The sequence below is a fragment of the Halomonas sp. KO116 genome, assembly GCF_000734975.2.
GTDB lineage: Bacteria > Pseudomonadota > Gammaproteobacteria > Pseudomonadales > Halomonadaceae > Vreelandella > Vreelandella glaciei.
Window position 1 is genome coordinate 4,561,912 of sequence record NZ_CP011052.1, and the last position, 16,020, is coordinate 4,577,931.

Annotated in this window: 8 protein-coding genes and 3 rRNA genes; 4 read left to right on the top strand and 7 right to left on the bottom strand. The window is 55.1% G+C overall.

The genetic code is table 11. The features are described from left to right. Window positions 1-61: 61 nt before the first annotated feature. The 4 genes from rrf to lldD form a co-directional block, all read right to left on the bottom strand. Window positions 62-177, bottom strand: a 5S ribosomal RNA gene (rrf, locus tag KO116_RS20945). A gap of 148 nt (window positions 178-325) precedes the next feature. Then, window positions 326-3,214 (bottom strand): 23S ribosomal RNA (locus KO116_RS20950). A gap of 246 nt (window positions 3,215-3,460) precedes the next feature. Beyond that, a 16S ribosomal RNA gene (locus KO116_RS20955) occupies window positions 3,461-4,993 on the bottom strand. The 16S, 23S and 5S rRNA genes sit together here, the layout of an rRNA operon. Before the next feature lie 499 nt (window positions 4,994-5,492). Beyond that, entirely contained in the window at window positions 5,493-6,647 is a 1,155-nt protein-coding gene (lldD, locus tag KO116_RS20960; protein ID WP_035564867.1) for an FMN-dependent L-lactate dehydrogenase LldD, read from the bottom strand. A gap of 280 nt (window positions 6,648-6,927) precedes the next feature. Between lldD and KO116_RS20965 the strand changes: the two genes are divergently transcribed. From KO116_RS20965 to KO116_RS20975, 3 genes are read left to right on the top strand one after another with little or no spacing between them, the layout of a single operon-like run. Then, window positions 6,928-7,701: a GntR family transcriptional regulator gene (locus KO116_RS20965; RefSeq protein ID WP_035564869.1), complete on the top strand. Its 774-nt coding sequence runs from the start codon at window positions 6,928-6,930 to the stop codon at window positions 7,699-7,701. Further along, window positions 7,698-9,617, top strand: coding sequence for a sensor histidine kinase (locus tag KO116_RS20970; protein ID WP_035564871.1), 1,920 nt, complete (start codon window positions 7,698-7,700; stop codon window positions 9,615-9,617). Before KO116_RS20965 ends, KO116_RS20970 begins: the two co-directional genes overlap by 4 nt. After that, the gene (locus tag KO116_RS20975) at window positions 9,610-10,992 is read left to right on the top strand and encodes a sigma-54-dependent transcriptional regulator (RefSeq protein WP_035564873.1); all 1,383 of its coding nucleotides are present in this window, start codon (window positions 9,610-9,612) and stop codon (window positions 10,990-10,992) included. The genes KO116_RS20970 and KO116_RS20975 overlap by 8 nt, the downstream gene beginning before the upstream one ends. Here KO116_RS20975 and KO116_RS20980 read toward each other — a convergent pair. From KO116_RS20980 to KO116_RS20990, 3 genes are all read right to left on the bottom strand, one after another. Then, entirely contained in the window at window positions 10,968-11,639 is a 672-nt protein-coding gene (locus KO116_RS20980; RefSeq protein ID WP_035564875.1) for a metal-dependent hydrolase, read from the bottom strand. The genes KO116_RS20975 and KO116_RS20980 overlap by 25 nt on opposite strands. 127 nt (window positions 11,640-11,766) lie before the next feature. After that, window positions 11,767-12,312: a gamma carbonic anhydrase family protein gene (locus KO116_RS20985; RefSeq protein WP_035564877.1), complete on the bottom strand. Its 546-nt coding sequence runs from the start codon at window positions 12,310-12,312 to the stop codon at window positions 11,767-11,769. Window positions 12,313-12,363: 51 nt separating this feature from the next. Then, entirely contained in the window at window positions 12,364-13,704 is a 1,341-nt protein-coding gene (locus KO116_RS20990) for a sodium-dependent transporter (RefSeq protein WP_035564879.1), read from the bottom strand. Between the two features lie 242 nt (window positions 13,705-13,946). On the opposite strand from KO116_RS20990, the gene prlC reads away from it, so the two are divergent. Further along, the gene (gene prlC / locus KO116_RS20995; protein ID WP_035564882.1) at window positions 13,947-15,995 is read left to right on the top strand and encodes an oligopeptidase A; all 2,049 of its coding nucleotides are present in this window, start codon (window positions 13,947-13,949) and stop codon (window positions 15,993-15,995) included. Window positions 15,996-16,020 lie beyond the last annotated feature (25 nt).

The following is a 16,020-nucleotide window of genomic DNA, read 5'->3' on the forward strand; positions in this document are numbered from 1 at the left end:
GTGTTTTTCTTCCAGGCAACAAAAAACCCAGCCGGGTGGCTGGGTTTTCTGCGGTATAGGTGCCTGACGATGACCTACTCTCGCATGGGGAGACCCCACACTACCATCGGCGCTAAGCGGTTTCACTGCTGAGTTCGGCAAGGGATCAGGTGGTTCACGCGTGCTATGGTCGTCAGGCGTAACTGTTAATGCATATCATGCTGACTATTGCTAAATTGTGTGCGTCTCATTGCCTGCCGCCTGTTCTCATTGAGCCAGGCCACACGCTGCGTATCCGGCTTTTTAATGTCTCGTCATCATCGCGACCAGACCCCTTGGGTGTTATAGGGTCAAGCCTCACGGGCCATTAGTACACGTTAGCTCAACGCCTTGCAGCGCTTCCACACCGTGCCTATCAACCAGCTGGTCTCGCTGGGCCCTTCAGGAGGCTCTAGGCCTCAGGGATGTCTCATCTTGAAGGGGGCTTCCCGCTTAGATGCTTTCAGCGGTTATCCCGTCCGACCATAGCTACCCGGCAATGCCACTGGCGTGACAACCGGAACACCAGAGGGTCGTCCACTCCGGTCCTCTCGTACTAGGAGCAGCCCTTCTCAAACATCCAACGCCCACGGCAGATAGGGACCGAACTGTCTCACGACGTTCTAAACCCAGCTCGCGTACCACTTTAAATGGCGAACAGCCATACCCTTGGGACCGACTTCAGCCCCAGGATGTGATGAGCCGACATCGAGGTGCCAAACACCGCCGTCGATGTGAACTCTTGGGCGGTATCAGCCTGTTATCCCCGGAGTACCTTTTATCCGTTGAGCGATGGCCCTTCCATACAGAACCACCGGATCACTAGAACCTGCTTTCGCACCTGCTCGACGTGTCTGTCTCGCAGTCAAGCACCCTTATGCTCTTGCACTCAATGCACGATGTCCGACCGTGCTGAGGGTACCTTCGTGCTCCTCCGTTACTCTTTAGGAGGAGACCGCCCCAGTCAAACTACCCACCACACACTGTCCTCGATCCGGATAACGGACCTGAGTGAGAACGCCAATGATGCCAGGCTGGTATTTCAAGGGTGGCTCCCTCCGAACTGGCGTCCGGAGTTCAAAGCCTCCCAGCTATCCTACACAGGCAACATCAGCGTCCAGTGTGAAGCTATAGTAAAGGTTCACGGGGTCTTTCCGTCTAGCCGCGGGTACACCGCATCTTCACGGCGATTTCAATTTCACTGAGTCTCGGGTGGAGACAGCGTGGCCATCATTACGCCATTCGTGCAGGTCGGAACTTACCCGACAAGGAATTTCGCTACCTTAGGACCGTTATAGTTACGGCCGCCGTTTACCGGGGCTTCAATCAAGAGCTTCGCCTTGCGGCTAACACCATCATTTAACCTTCCGGCACCGGGCAGGCGTCACACCCTATACGTCCGCTTGCGCGTTAGCAGAGTGCTGTGTTTTTAATAAACAGTTGCAGCCACCTGGTATCTTCGACCGGTTCGGGCTTAGAGAGCAAGTCTCATCACCCTACGCCGGCGTGCCTTCTCCCGAAGTTACGGCACCATTTTGCCTAGTTCCTTCACCCGAGTTCTCTCAAGCGCCTTGGGATTCTCTCCCTGACCACCTGTGTCGGTTTGGGGTACGGTCGCACATGATCTGAAGCTTAGAGGCTTTTCCTGGAAGCGTGGCATCAGTGACTTCCTGACCGTGGTCAGTTCGTTTCGTGTCTCGGCCTTAAGGGTCCGGATTTGCCTAAACCCTCAGCCTACTCACTTTCACCAGGACAACCAACGCCTGGCTCACCTAGCCTTCTTCGTCCCCCCATCGCAACCATGTCCGGTACGGGAATATTGACCCGTTTCCCATCGACTACGCCTTTCGGCCTCGCCTTAGGGGCCGACTCACTCTGCTCCGATTAGCGTCGAACAGAAACCCTTGGTCTTCCGGCGAGGGTGTTTTTCACACCCTTTATCGTTACTCATGTCAGCATTCGCACTCGTGATACCTCCAGCAGACTTCTCAATCCACCTTCATTGGCGTACACGACGCTCCTCTACCGCTCATCCAAAGGATGAACCCGTAGCTTCGGTACCTGGTTTAGCCCCGTTACATCTTCCGCGCAGGCCGACTCGACTAGTGAGCTATTACGCTTTCTTTAAAGGATGGCTGCTTCTAAGCCAACCTCCTAGCTGTCTGAGCCTTCCCACATCGTTTCCCACTTAACCAGGATTTCGGGACCTTAGCTGACGGTCTGGGTTGTTTCCCTTTTCACGACGGACGTTAGCACCCGCCGTGTGTCTCCCACGCGTTACTCACCGGTATTCGGAGTTTGCCTCGGGTTGGTAAGTCGGGATGACCCCCTAGCCGAAACAGTGCTCTACCCCCGGCGGTACTACATGAGGCGCTACCTAAATAGCTTTCGAGGAGAACCAGCTATCTCCGAGCTTGATTAGCCTTTCACTCCGATCCACAAGTCATCCAAATCTTTTTCAACAGATCCTGGTTCGGGCCTCCAGTTGATGTTACTCAACCTTCACCCTGCTCATGGATAGATCGCTCGGTTTCGGGTCTATATCCAGCGACTGTGTCGCCCAGTTAAGACTCGGTTTCCCTACGGCTCCCCTATACGGTTAACCTCGCCACTGAATATAAGTCGCTGACCCATTATACAAAAGGTACGCCGTCACCCAACAAGTGGGCTCCGACTGCTTGTACGCACACGGTTTCAGGATCTATTTCACTCCCCTCTCCGGGGTTCTTTTCGCCTTTCCCTCACGGTACTGGTTCACTATCGGTCAGCCAGGAGTATTTAGCCTTGGAGGATGGTCCCCCCGTCTTCAGTCAAGGTTTCTCGTGCCCCGACCTACTCGATTTCACATGATCAGATTTTCGACTACGGGGCTATCACCCGCTACGGCCAGACTTCCCAATCTGTTCGCCTAATCAGTCACATGCTTAAGGGCTGGTCCCCGTTCGCTCGCCGCTACTAGGGGAATCTCGGTTGATTTCTTTTCCTCAGGGTACTTAGATGTTTCAGTTCCCCTGGTTCGCCTCGTACACCTATGTATTCAGTGCACGATACTCATCTTATGATGAGTGGGTTTCCCCATTCAGAGATGTCCGGGTCACAGGTTGTTGCCACCTCACCGAACCTTATCGCAGGCTACCACGTCTTTCATCGCCTCTGGCTGCCTAGGCATCCACCGTGTGCGCTTCATTGCTTGACCCTATAACCCGAAGGAGTCTGGATGTCGCAATGATCACGTTTCATTTTGCCGGATACGCTTGAGACGTATCACAATTTAAGACCATACCTTGCGGTATGTTCTTGTCAGCATGATATACATTGTTAAAGAGCGACTGCTATACGCAGTGATAAGGCAACGCCGTAGGCGGCTGGCTTATCACTGCGCATCAACAGCTATCTGATCAGGTAATTCATTGTGGACGCTTACCGACTGTGACGCATCGTTTAAGGAGGTGATCCAGCCGCAGGTTCCCCTACGGCTACCTTGTTACGACTTCACCCCAGTCATGAACCACACCGTGGTGATCGCCCTCTTGCGTTAGGCTAACCACTTCTGGTGCAGTCCACTCCCATGGTGTGACGGGCGGTGTGTACAAGGCCCGGGAACGTATTCACCGTGACATTCTGATTCACGATTACTAGCGATTCCGACTTCACGGAGTCGAGTTGCAGACTCCGATCCGGACTGAGACCGGCTTTAAGGGATTCGCTGACTCTCGCGAGCTCGCAGCCCTTTGTACCGGCCATTGTAGCACGTGTGTAGCCCTACCCGTAAGGGCCATGATGACTTGACGTCGTCCCCACCTTCCTCCGGTTTGTCACCGGCAGTCTCCTTAGAGTTCCCACCATTACGTGCTGGCAAATAAGGACAAGGGTTGCGCTCGTTACGGGACTTAACCCAACATTTCACAACACGAGCTGACGACAGCCATGCAGCACCTGTCTTACAGTTCCCGAAGGCACACCAGAATCTCTTCCGGCTTCTGTAGATGTCAAGGGTAGGTAAGGTTCTTCGCGTTGCATCGAATTAAACCACATGCTCCACCGCTTGTGCGGGCCCCCGTCAATTCATTTGAGTTTTAACCTTGCGGCCGTACTCCCCAGGCGGTCGACTTATCGCGTTAACTTCGCCACAAAGTGCTCTAGGCACCCAACGGCTGGTCGACATCGTTTACGGCGTGGACTACCAGGGTATCTAATCCTGTTTGCTACCCACGCTTTCGCACCTCAGTGTCAGTGTCAGTCCAGAAGGCCGCCTTCGCCACTGGTATTCCTCCCGATCTCTACGCATTTCACCGCTACACCGGGAATTCTACCTTCCTCTCCTGCACTCTAGCCTGACAGTTCCGGATGCCGTTCCCAGGTTGAGCCCGGGGCTTTCACAACCGGCTTATCAAGCCACCTACGCGCGCTTTACGCCCAGTAATTCCGATTAACGCTTGCACCCTCCGTATTACCGCGGCTGCTGGCACGGAGTTAGCCGGTGCTTCTTCTGCGAGTGATGTCTTTCCTAGTGGGTATTAACCACCAGGCGTTCTTCCTCGCTGAAAGTGCTTTACAACCCGAGGGCCTTCTTCACACACGCGGCATGGCTGGATCAGGGTTGCCCCCATTGTCCAATATTCCCCACTGCTGCCTCCCGTAGGAGTTCGGGCCGTGTCTCAGTCCCGATGTGGCTGATCATCCTCTCAGACCAGCTACGGATCGTTGCCTTGGTAAGCCATTACCTTACCAACTAGCTAATCCGACATAGGCTCATCCAATAGCGGGAGCCGGAGCCCCCTTTCTCCCGTAGGACGTATGCGGTATTAGCCTGGGTTTCCCCAGGTTATCCCCCACTATCGGGCAGATTCCTATGCATTACTCACCCGTCCGCCGCTCGTCAGCATCTAGCAAGCTAGATCTGTTACCGCTCGACTTGCATGTGTTAGGCCTGCCGCCAGCGTTCAATCTGAGCCATGATCAAACTCTTCAGTTTAAGATCTATGCGGTTCTTGCCTGTCACCGAAGCAACAGAAGCGAACCAAACTTGGCTCAAGGTTCAAACGAATTCATTCAAAACAGATCCCAAAGGACGAATCCTTTAAAATCTTATTGCTTGAGTCGCTTGCCTTGATATTCGGTGATTTGTCACCAACATCAGCAAGCGCCCACATGAATTACCTGATCAAATTGTTAAAGAGCGATTTCGCTGTGTTTGACTGGCGAACCGTTGAACTGGCTTGCCGCAGCGAGGAAGGCGTATTCTACGCAGTTCCTGGTGTTTGTCAAGGGCGTTGTTTTCGATGCGAATCAATCAACATCCAAAACCGCTTGCTTTCGCAAAAGCGTTAACTGCTTGACAAACCAAGGCTTTTACACCTTATGCACCGCTGGAAACGCTTGGCGTCCCCGGCAGCGGATGCGTACTTTACGGATTCGCTGCCGGGTTGGCAAGGGCTTTTTTAATATTGATAGTAGCAAGGCGCACGCGACGCTTAATAGACATCGCGGAGCGAAGTTGGAACCAAAGAATCAGACCCGAGGTCGGCGATGCTATGCGCCCCGGTGAGTGTCATTGCTACCCGCATTTCCTTTTCGAATAACTCAAGCAAATGGGTAACGCCAGCCTCGCCGGCAGTGGCAAGAGCATAGATGTAGGCACGCCCAAGCAATACCGTGTCAGCACCCATAGCAATCATCCGCACGACATCAAGTCCGCTGCGTATACCAGAATCAGCCAGTATCGCTATGTCCCCTTTAACCGCATCGGCGATGGCAGGCAAAGCACGCGCGGTAGAAAGCACCCCATCAAGCTGGCGTCCGCCATGATTAGAAACAACAATGCCATCCGCACCAAAGCGAACCGCCTCACGAGCGTCTTCGGGGTCGAGTATGCCCTTGATGATCATCGGTCCATCCCAGAACTCCCGAATCCACTCCAGGTCTTTCCAGGAAATAGCCGGATCGAAGTTGTCACCAAGCCAGGCAATATAATCTTCAAGCTCCGTTGGCTTACCGCGATAATCAGACACGTTACCTAGATCATGTGGGCGGCCATGAATGCCCACATCCCAGGCCCAGAAAGGATGCATTGCGGCCTGAGCCATTCGCCGGACTGACCCATACTTGCCGCTCATGCCAGAGTGCGCATCGCGATAACGCGCCCCAGGCACCGGCATATCGACGGTAAAAACCAGCGTTTTGACGCCAGCGGCCTTGGCTTTCTCCAATGCATGCTTCATAAAGCCACGGTCTTTCAGCACATAGAGCTGAAACCAGATAGGCCGATCGACTGCCGAGGCTACTTCATCGATTGGGCACACCGATACTGTCGACAGCGTAAACGGTATACCTTTATTAGTAGCTGCCCGCGCCGCCTGCACTTCACCACGTCTTGCATACATGCCTGCCAACCCCACCGGCGCTAAAGCAATCGGCATGGCGAGATTCTCTCCGAACAGCTCGGTTTCCAGTGACAATGAAGACATATCCTTCAGCACGCGCTGACGTAACGCGATACCGGCAAGATCCTCGACATTACGCCGCAGCGTATGCTCGGTATAAGACCCGCCGTCCGCGTAATGAAACAAAAAGGGCGGGATACGACGCTTGGCCGCTTGGCGATAGTCAGTGGAAGCTGAAATGATCATGGATAGCCCTGTGCAATAGCCTATGCAATGGATGCGCTTTACACCGACGCCCCATTGTTAGAATTGGTTTTACCAATTGACAAAAAAGTAACGCCAACATTAGTGAGACGCCTTAAGCGTGTCAAACGATGATGCCGCTTTATAGCACCCCACTGCGCTATACTTTAGTTTAAAGCCGCTATTCATGAGGCCTGACACACCACTCCCTACCCTACAGACTCTTGAGCTAAGGCTTCAAAGCCCTTAATATTGGTCTTACCAATTAAAGGAGCCAACCAGCATGAGCTACCCACCGCTCCGCCAGCAGCGCTTGGCCGATGTAATTACTGAGCGTCTAGAAGCCATGATGTTGGAAGGCAGCCTAAAACCAGGGCAACGCCTGCCTCCTGAGCGTGAATTGGCCGAACGCTTCGGCGTCTCGCGCCCTTCTTTACGTGAAGCCATCCAGAAACTAGCCGCTCGTGGTTTACTGACCAGCCGCCAAGGCGGTGGCACTTTTGTGAACGACGACCTCAGCAATGGTTATACAGACCCCTTGCTGGAGATGCTCTCCCGTCACGGCGAATTTAACCTGGACTTACTTGAATTCCGTGATGCCATGGAAGGGATATCCGCTTATTACGCTGCACTGCGTTCAACACCCGCGGATAAGGCCGTTCTGATCCAGCGTTTTGAAGAGCTCGACGGCGGCTTTGCCGGTGCCGACCCTATTCAAGAAGCGAAACTAGATGCGGCATTTCATTTAGCAATTGCCGAGGCCGCCCACAATGTTTTGCTGCTGCATACCATTCGCGGCATTTTCCATCTGCTGGAGAAAAGCATTGTTAATAATCTCGCCCACTTGTTTGCCAAGGAAGGCTCGCGCAGCCAATTAATGCAACAGCACCGCGCTCTGCTCAATGCCATTTTAGAAGGGCGCGCGGAAGATGCCCGTACTCGCGCCCACGAACATCTAGTGTTTGTAGAAGAAGGGTTGTTGGAAATGGCCCGGGCAGAGACACGCGCCCAGCGCGCTCTTCGCCGCGCCCAGGGCAATAGCAAAACACCGGCATGAACAGCGCTGCCATGACCAATCAAGCCCCGGCTCCTTTACCGCTACGTTGGCGGCGCCTGTGGCTACTGGTCATTTCGCTCGGCTTGCTGTTATGCGTTTGGCAGGCCGCTCACTTGGCGCGTGAGCAAGCGCTTTCCAACTTGCAGGATGATGCTGAAAACGAGCTGCGGCTGTCTGCCGCCAACTTGAACGGCTATTTGCTGCGCTACGACTACCTGCCGCAAATGCTTGCTACCCGGGAAGGCGTGCAGCGCTTTCTGGCCTCTCCCGACAGTCAAGACCCGATGCCATTGAATATGCTACTGGATCGTTTCCGCTTCACAGCGGGCGTGTCGGACGTCTATCTGCTCAACCGCGATGGTGACACGATCGCCGCCAGCAACTGGCACCGCCCCAACACCTTTATCGGTCAGAACTATGCGTTTCGTTCCTACTACACCGATGCCATTGCAGGCGGCCAGGGCCGGTTTTTTGGTTTGGGCATCAAGTCTCTTGAGCGGGGCTACTACTTTTCATCGCCCGTGTGGCTAGATGACACTTCGCCAGATTCACAGCCAGACGGGGTGTTAGTGGTAAAAGTTCTCCTGGATGACGTTGAAGAGAGCTGGGCGGAACAGGATGCCGAGCTGTTTGTCACCGACAGCGACGACATCATTTTCATGGCCAGCCAACCAGAACTGCGCATGAACGCACTTTACCCGCTCAGCGATGAACAGCGCCAAACACTGCACGACACTCGCCGCTACGCCATGGAGCCGTTGTCGCCTTCGGGTATAGAAGTCGATGCGCCTTACCGCCAGGGCAGTCAGCTGGTCAGTTTCTCCCAGGGCCCGCTAAGCAACGGCGACTACCTTAGCCTGACCCGGCATATTCCTGAGTTTGGCTGGCAAATGCATATTTTAAAGCCGTTAACACCGGTGATTAGCGCCCAATGGATTGCCGCCCTCATGGCAGGCGGCCTTTATGGCGTGGTAACGCTTGGTGTGGGCATTGGCTGGCAGCGTCTAAGGCTGCGTCGTGAACGGGAAGCATTTGCCCAACGCGAGCGCAACACTTTGGCCCGCGTGCGTGACGAACTGGAAGTCAGCGTTGAACGCCGCACTCGTGACCTGGTGGCAAGCAACCAGCGCCTTTCCGATGAAATTGAAGAACGTCGCCGCGCTGAAGCCAACTTGCGTCAAACCCAGGATGAGCTTATTCAAGCCGCCAAACTGGCTGTCTTAGGGCAACTCGCCGCGGGCATCAACCATGAACTCAATCAACCGCTGGCGGCTATTCGCGCCTACGCAGAAAACGCCCGTCGCTTTATCGCATTAGCCCGCCACGACAAGGCGGATGCCAACCTGGAACAAATTGTCGAGCTGACCGAACGCATGGCGGATATCAGCGCCCAGCTGCGACAGTTTTCGCGTAAAAGCAGCGAGCGCCAGGAGACGATATCGGTACAAGCCTGTATCGACTACGCCTTACGCCTGTTTCAGAGCCGTCTGCGCGAAGGCAATATCAGCATTATTCAGGATTGGCCCGATGAAACGCTGTGGGTAAAAGGCGACCTGGTGCGACTGGAACAGGTGCTGGTCAACTTAATCGGCAATGCACTGCAGGCTATGAAAGGCGTGCCAGCCCCACAACTGACCTTAGGGGCGCATACCCACCAGCAGCAAGTCGTTATCAGTGTTACCGATAACGGCCCTGGCATCCCCGAGGAGCACTTAGGGCATATTTTTGAACCCTTTTTTACCACCAAGGCGCCAGGGAGTGGCTTGGGCCTGGGGCTTTCGATCTCTTCACGTATCATGGACGATCTAGGCGGCAAGCTGCAGGCTGCTAACCAACCCGAAGGGGGCGCCTGTTTCACCATTACCCTGCCCCACTCAACATTTATGCACCCCCAGGAGCGCACTCACTATGCATGAGCCGTCGACGCTGCCGGTCATGGTGATCGACGACGAACCACATCTGCGGATCACTGCCAGCCAAACCCTCGAACTTGCGGGCTACACCCCCTACTGCTTTGAATCGGCAGAACAAGCGCTGGCGGCATTAACGCCGGACTTCCCTGGCGTGATTGTGAGCGATATCCGCATGCCGGGGATGGATGGCATGGCGTTACTGCATGAGCTACACAGCCGCGATGCCACCCTGCCGATTATTTTAATCACCGGCCACGGCGATATTTCTACCGCGGTAGAAGCGATGCGCGCAGGCGCCTGGGATTTTCTTGAGAAGCCCTTTGCCGGTGATCAACTGCTGGATGTGGTCCGCCGCGGCATCGAGAAGCGCCAGTTGAGCTTGGAAAACCATCGCCTAAAAGCGGAACTGGAAGTGCAACAAGCCGCTTTAGGGCCGCGTCTGGTGGGTCGTACCGCCATCATTTCCCGGCTCGCGGCGATGATTCAGCGCATCAGCCAAGTAGAAGCCGATGTACTACTGTTTGGTGAGACGGGGACCGGCAAAGACCTCGTCGCTCGCGCTATTCACGAACGCAGCGCCCGACGTAACAGTCCGTTTATGGCCATTAACTGCGGTGCGGTGCCTGAAAACACCATTGAGTCCGAGCTGTTTGGTCATGAAAAGGGCGCCTTTACCGGCGCCGTAGAGCGTCGCATCGGCAAGTTTGAACACGCTAATGGCGGCACGGTATTTTTAGATGAAATTGAATCGATGCCCATGGCGCTGCAGGTCAAACTGCTGCGGGTACTGCAAGAGCGCAGCGTCGAACGGCTAGGCGCCAATGAAACCGTTCCGCTTAATATCCGCGTGATTGCAGCCACCAAAGTCGATCTCAAAACCGCCTCCGAAGAGGGAAATTTTCGCGAAGATCTTTACTACCGGCTGAACGTGGTTACCCTGCCGCTGCCCGCACTGCGTGAGCGGCGTGAAGATATTCCCTTGCTGTTCCAGCACTTTGCCGTGGTAGCTGCCAACCGCAGCGGCCTGGAAGCACCGACCCTCGACAGCCCCGCCATTGCCGCCCTGCTGGCCCATGACTGGCCCGGGAACGTGCGCGAGCTGCGCAACCTTGCCGAGCGCTACGTGCTCCTGGGCGCCGCCTTTGACTATCGCCTGGATGCGCTGCTGGAAGGGGTCAACGCCGACACCGAAGAGCCTACTTTACCGCGCCAGGTTGAGCTGTTTGAAAAGAGCCTGATCAGCCAATCATTGGCGCGCTACCACGGCCGGGTAACCGATGTCTGTCGCCACTTAGGCATTCCGCGTAAAACCTTTTACGACAAGCTTAAAAAACACGGACTCAACGCCGACGACTACCGCCACAGCAGCGAGCCTTGATGCAGCAACTCGCCCAACACCGACCAGGGCGGCACCCAGGGAATTAGCGTAAACGTCGCAATCAGCATCAACAGATTGGACATCGGCCGACGGCTATCGCCTAACTTCAGCGCCGTTCCAAACGAACGCTTTAGCCGGGCACCCTCCAGGTCAACACTATATATTTCATCCAAACTCAGATGAATCAAAAAACCAACCAACGTGGCAGCCCCATGGGACCAGGCCAACCAAGCTGGCTGGCCAAGTAAGTTAAAACTAAACGTGGCGGCCAGTAGGCTACATAGCCCACCCGCCAGCAGAGAGTGCCAAATACCGCGGTGAACGGTTAGTCGCGAAAATAGTACGCCTGCCAAATAGCGAACACAGAAGTAGATCCCACCACAGGCAACTAACAGCGCACCAGGCGTTAGCCAGGGCTGGAGCAACAGTGCCCCCAGCACCAAAGCGGGCACTGAAAGTAAGTTAAATATCAAACGGATGGAGTGAGAGCGGTCGGCATCAATATCGGGCAGAATGCCACCAAACGTGACCAACGCAATCATTACCATCGCCTGGGAAGGCGGCCACCATTGGCCTTTCCAGCCAGCGTAAGCTACTAGCATGCCGCCCGCCGCTGCTACCGTAATATGCGTGCGAAAATTAGCCATGACGCGGCATCCCAGAGTCTGCACAACAGAAAACTGTATAAATTAACAGATTTATTGCGGCCGCGACATGACTTATTTAGAAAAAAGGTTGGCTGAGCAACTGCTTAGGCTTCTCTAAGAAAAATGATTAAAGAGACGCTTCTGCCAAGAAACGGTCTTTTAATTTGACGTAGTTACCGGCGGTATAGGGAAAGAAAGCGCGCTCTTTATCTTTCAGCGGCCGCATCGCTTTGGCCGGATTACCAGCATACACATAACCACTTTCCAAATGTTTCCCCGGCGTGACGACAGCGCCCGCAGCGATAATAACCTCGTCCTCGACGACAGCACCATCCATGACAATCGCCCCCATACCCACTAGGATTCGATTTCCTAGCGTGCAGCCATGCAGAATCGCTTTATGGCCGATCGTCACGTCGTCCCCAATGGTGAGCGGAAAGCCGTCGGGGCTGAAGTCACTGGCGTGGGTTATATGCAGCACGCTGCCATCCTGCACGCTCGTTCGGGCGCCGATACGAATTCGGTGCATATCGCCGCGAATCACCGTCATTGGCCACACGGAGCAGTCGTCACCCAGCACCACATCGCCAATGACCACGCTGGCCGGATCAATATAAACACGCTCACCCAATTGGGGTTCGATACCTTGATAGCCTCTTAGCGCACTGCTCATCACTCGCTCCTGAGATTTTGGATGGAAAAAGTAGAGAACTCGATCACCCCACTATAGCAACCCGGCCAATAGAACAATAAAGGTCAGCGGAATCGACACCCAGCGGATGATATTACGCCACACTAAATAGCCGCGTTCACCCACGCCTAACGCGCTGACCACCCTTTCACGTGGCATGATCCAAGCCGCAAAAACCGCGATCAACAAGCCGCCCAAAGGCAGAAAAACATCCGGCGGTATACTGCTAACAAGCTCAAAGACATTGCGCCCAAACAGCGGCCGAAACTCAGCCAGGGAGGAGAAGGAGAAAGCTGATAATAGCCCGATCAACCAGACACTGAGCGCTATGATCGCCGTCGAGATACTCCGACGCAGCCCCAGCCCTTGCAGCGTGGCGACCATCGGCTCCGCTAGATTAATCGCCGATGTCCAGGTGGCCAATAACAACAGTAAAAAGAACACGCTTAGCCATACCGAGCCCCATGGCAGCTCAGAAAAGGCGATAGGCAACGTCACAAACATCAAGCCCGGGCCGTCGGCAGGGTCCATGCCCTGAGCGAATACCACTGAGAAAATAGCGATCCCCGCCAGTAATGCCACGCTGATATCGAGCACTGCGACCGCAACCGCCGCCTTGGGTAAGCTTTGCTCTTCCGGCATATAAGCGCCATAGGCCATTAATGCACAGGCCCCCACCGCCAACGTGAAGAAGGCATGGCCCATGGCATGCACCACTACCGATGGTGTCAGCGCCTCGAAAGAGGGTAAGAACAGCCACGCCAGCGCCGTACCAAAACCATCGGTGGTCGCGGCATAGCCCGCCAAGAGCAGCAACAACAGATACAGCAGCGGCATCAGCAGGTTGTTCAGCCGCTCCAACCCCTTGGCAACGCCCGCCGCTACCACGGTCATGGTCATAAACAGAAACAGCGAGTGATTAAAAATCAGCAGCCCCGGATTGGCTAAAAAAGATTCAAAGCTGGCACCGATCTCAGCGGCACTCGCGCCATTAAAATTGCCGTTAACGGAGGCCACCAGAAACTCAATCGACCAGCCGGACACCACCGAGTAGAACGATAAAATGCAGAACACGGTGAACGCTCCGAACAGCCCTAGCCAGCGCCAGTGAGGGGAAGCACCCGCCTCGGCCGCCAAGGCCCCCAACGCCTGCATCGGCCCACGCCGACCGGCACGGCCAATCAGTATCTCCGCCATCATCACTGGGATACCCAGCAGTAGCACGAATGCCACGTAAATCAGCAAAAAGGCCGCACCACCGTTCTCCCCCGCCACATAAGGGAAGCGCCAGATGTTGCCTAACCCCACCGCAGCACCTGTTACCGCCAAGATAAAGGCCCGCTTCGACCCCCAGCGCTCCAGCGTCTCGCTCATCACATGCTCCTGCCATTGGTGGCAATAAAAGGCGGCAAGACTAGCAGGCGCTTGCGTGCAGGCCAAACCCTAAGCGTAAATCCTGATATTAAACCCTGGCATTAAACCCCGATATTAAACATCGTTGTTATAGTTGTTGAAGCTAACATTGAAACGCAGCCCCACCGCCCGCACTGTGTCATTATTATTGCGCGTTTTGCGCTTCCTATACGGTTTTAAAAACGATGCCACTTGAGGTGCCTATGTCCACCAACCCGCTGCTTGAAACGCACGAGCTACCCCCCTTTGCTGAGATTCGCGCCGAGCATGTGGAGCCCGCTGTGGAAACGCTGCTTAGCGAGAGCCGCGAAGCTATTGACCGCCTCGCCGAACAGGCAGCCGCCGCCCCGCCAAGCTGGGAGAATTTTGCGGTGCCGCTGGAAGCGGTTAATGATCGGCTTACCAAAGCATGGTCACCGGTCTCGCACCTTAACGGCACCATGAACTCTCCAGAATTGCGCGAAGCATATCAGGCATGCCTTGAAAAACTCTCCGCTTTTGGCACCTGGGTTGGCCAACACGAAGGGCTGTTTCATGGCTGGCAAGCGCTAAAAGAGGGCCCGGCCTGGGGAACCCTGGATGCCGCACAGCGGCGTACTGTTGAGAATGCGCTGCGCGATTTTCGTCTGGCCGGTGTAGACCTTCCCGCAGACAAAAAAGCCCGCTACGGCGAGATTCAGTCGCGACTCTCCATGCTGTCAAACCAGTTCTCGAATAACGTGCTGGATGCCACTCAAGCATGGCACAAAGATATCGACAGCCAAGAAGCCTTAGCGGGTGTACCCGAAAGCGCCCTTGAAACATTAAAAGCGACCGCCGAAGCGAAAGGCGTGGCGGGCTACCGTATCACCCTGGATTTCCCCAGCTTTTTCCCGGTGGTTAGCTACGCTGACAACCGCGAGCTGCGTCGCGAAGTATATACCGCCTTCGTTACCCGCGCCTCAGACCAGGGCCCCGACGCGGGCAAGTTTGATAATGCCGCGATCATGGAAGAGATACTGGCGCTACGTAGCGAAATTGCCCAACTACTCGGCTTTGACACCTACGCTGATTATTCACTGGCCACCAAAATGGCAGAGTCCCCCGAACAGGTACTCGACTTTCTCAGCGACTTAGCCCGCCGAGCGCTTCCCCAGGCGCAAGAAGAGTTTGCTGAGCTGAGCACCTATGCCCAAAACGAGCTTGGCCTGGAGACTCTAGAACCGTGGGATGTTGCCTACGCCAGTGAAAAATTGCGTGAAGCGCGCCATGCTATTTCTCAAGAGCAGCTACGCCCTTACTTTCCCGCGCCACGGGTGGTCGATGGCTTGTTTCAGGTGGTCGAGCGTCTTTATGGCGTGCGCTTTGAAGAGGATACCGAAGCGCCTCGCTACCACCCTGACGTACGCTATTTCCGCATTACCGAAAACGGCCAGCCGATTGCCGGTTTTTATCTGGATCTCTACGCCCGTGAAGGGAAGCGGGGCGGCGCTTGGATGGCGGATTGCCGCGTGCGGCGTCAAACAGAGCAGGGCCTGCAATTGCCGGTCGCCTTTTTAACCTGCAACTTCACGGCCCCGGTAGGCGGTCGCCCTGCGCTGCTCACCCACGATGAAGTCACCACGCTGTTCCATGAGTTTGGTCACGGTCTTCACCATATGCTGACCAAACAGCACATAGCCGATATTTCCGGCATTAATGGCGTTGCCTGGGATGCCGTCGAACTGCCCAGCCAGTTTATGGAAAACTACTGCTGGGAGCGCGAAGGGCTAGACTTGCTCGCCAAGCACGTGGATAGCGGAGAAGCGCTACCTGCAGAGCTGCTTGAGCGCCTGCAAGCGGCTAAGAATTTCCAATCCGCTATGGGCATGATGCGTCAAATTGAGTTCTCGCTGTTTGATTTGCGACTGCATCATGAGTTAACCGCTCCCAGCGCCAGCGACGTGCAAAATTTGTTAGATGAAGTGCGCGATGCCGTATCAGTGTTACCGAAAGTATCGTACAACCGCTTTCAGAATAGCTTTGGCCACGTATTCGCCGGGGGCTACGCTGCCGGTTACTACAGCTACAAGTGGGCGGAAGTACTCTCGGCGGATGCCTGGAGCGCCTTTGAAGAGGCCGGTATCTTCGACCCTGAAACAGGACAGCGCTTTCGTTGCGAAATCCTCGAACAGGGCGGTGCCCGAGACGCGGCGGACCTGTTTGTCGCCTTTCGTGGCCGTGAACCCAGCGTCGAACCGCTGCTGCGCCACTGCGGCATTCGCGCTGCTTAAGCTTTTTTAAACCATTTCCCATGCG

What these genes read in the sequence shown, in the direction of transcription:
- lldD (WP_035564867.1), bottom strand. Translation starts at nt 6,647, where the DNA reads ATGATCATTTCAGCTTCCACTGACTATCGCCAAGCGGCCAAGCGTCGT.
- KO116_RS20965 (WP_035564869.1), top strand. Translation starts at nt 6,928, where the DNA reads ATGAGCTACCCACCGCTCCGCCAGCAGCGCTTGGCCGATGTAATTACT.
- KO116_RS20970 (WP_035564871.1), top strand. Translation starts at nt 7,698, where the DNA reads ATGAACAGCGCTGCCATGACCAATCAAGCCCCGGCTCCTTTACCGCTA.
- KO116_RS20975 (WP_035564873.1), top strand. Translation starts at nt 9,610, where the DNA reads ATGCATGAGCCGTCGACGCTGCCGGTCATGGTGATCGACGACGAACCA.
- KO116_RS20980 (WP_035564875.1), bottom strand. Translation starts at nt 11,639, where the DNA reads ATGGCTAATTTTCGCACGCATATTACGGTAGCAGCGGCGGGCGGCATG.
- KO116_RS20985 (WP_035564877.1), bottom strand. Translation starts at nt 12,312, where the DNA reads ATGAGCAGTGCGCTAAGAGGCTATCAAGGTATCGAACCCCAATTGGGT.
- KO116_RS20990 (WP_035564879.1), bottom strand. Translation starts at nt 13,704, where the DNA reads ATGAGCGAGACGCTGGAGCGCTGGGGGTCGAAGCGGGCCTTTATCTTG.
- prlC (WP_035564882.1), top strand. Translation starts at nt 13,947, where the DNA reads ATGTCCACCAACCCGCTGCTTGAAACGCACGAGCTACCCCCCTTTGCT.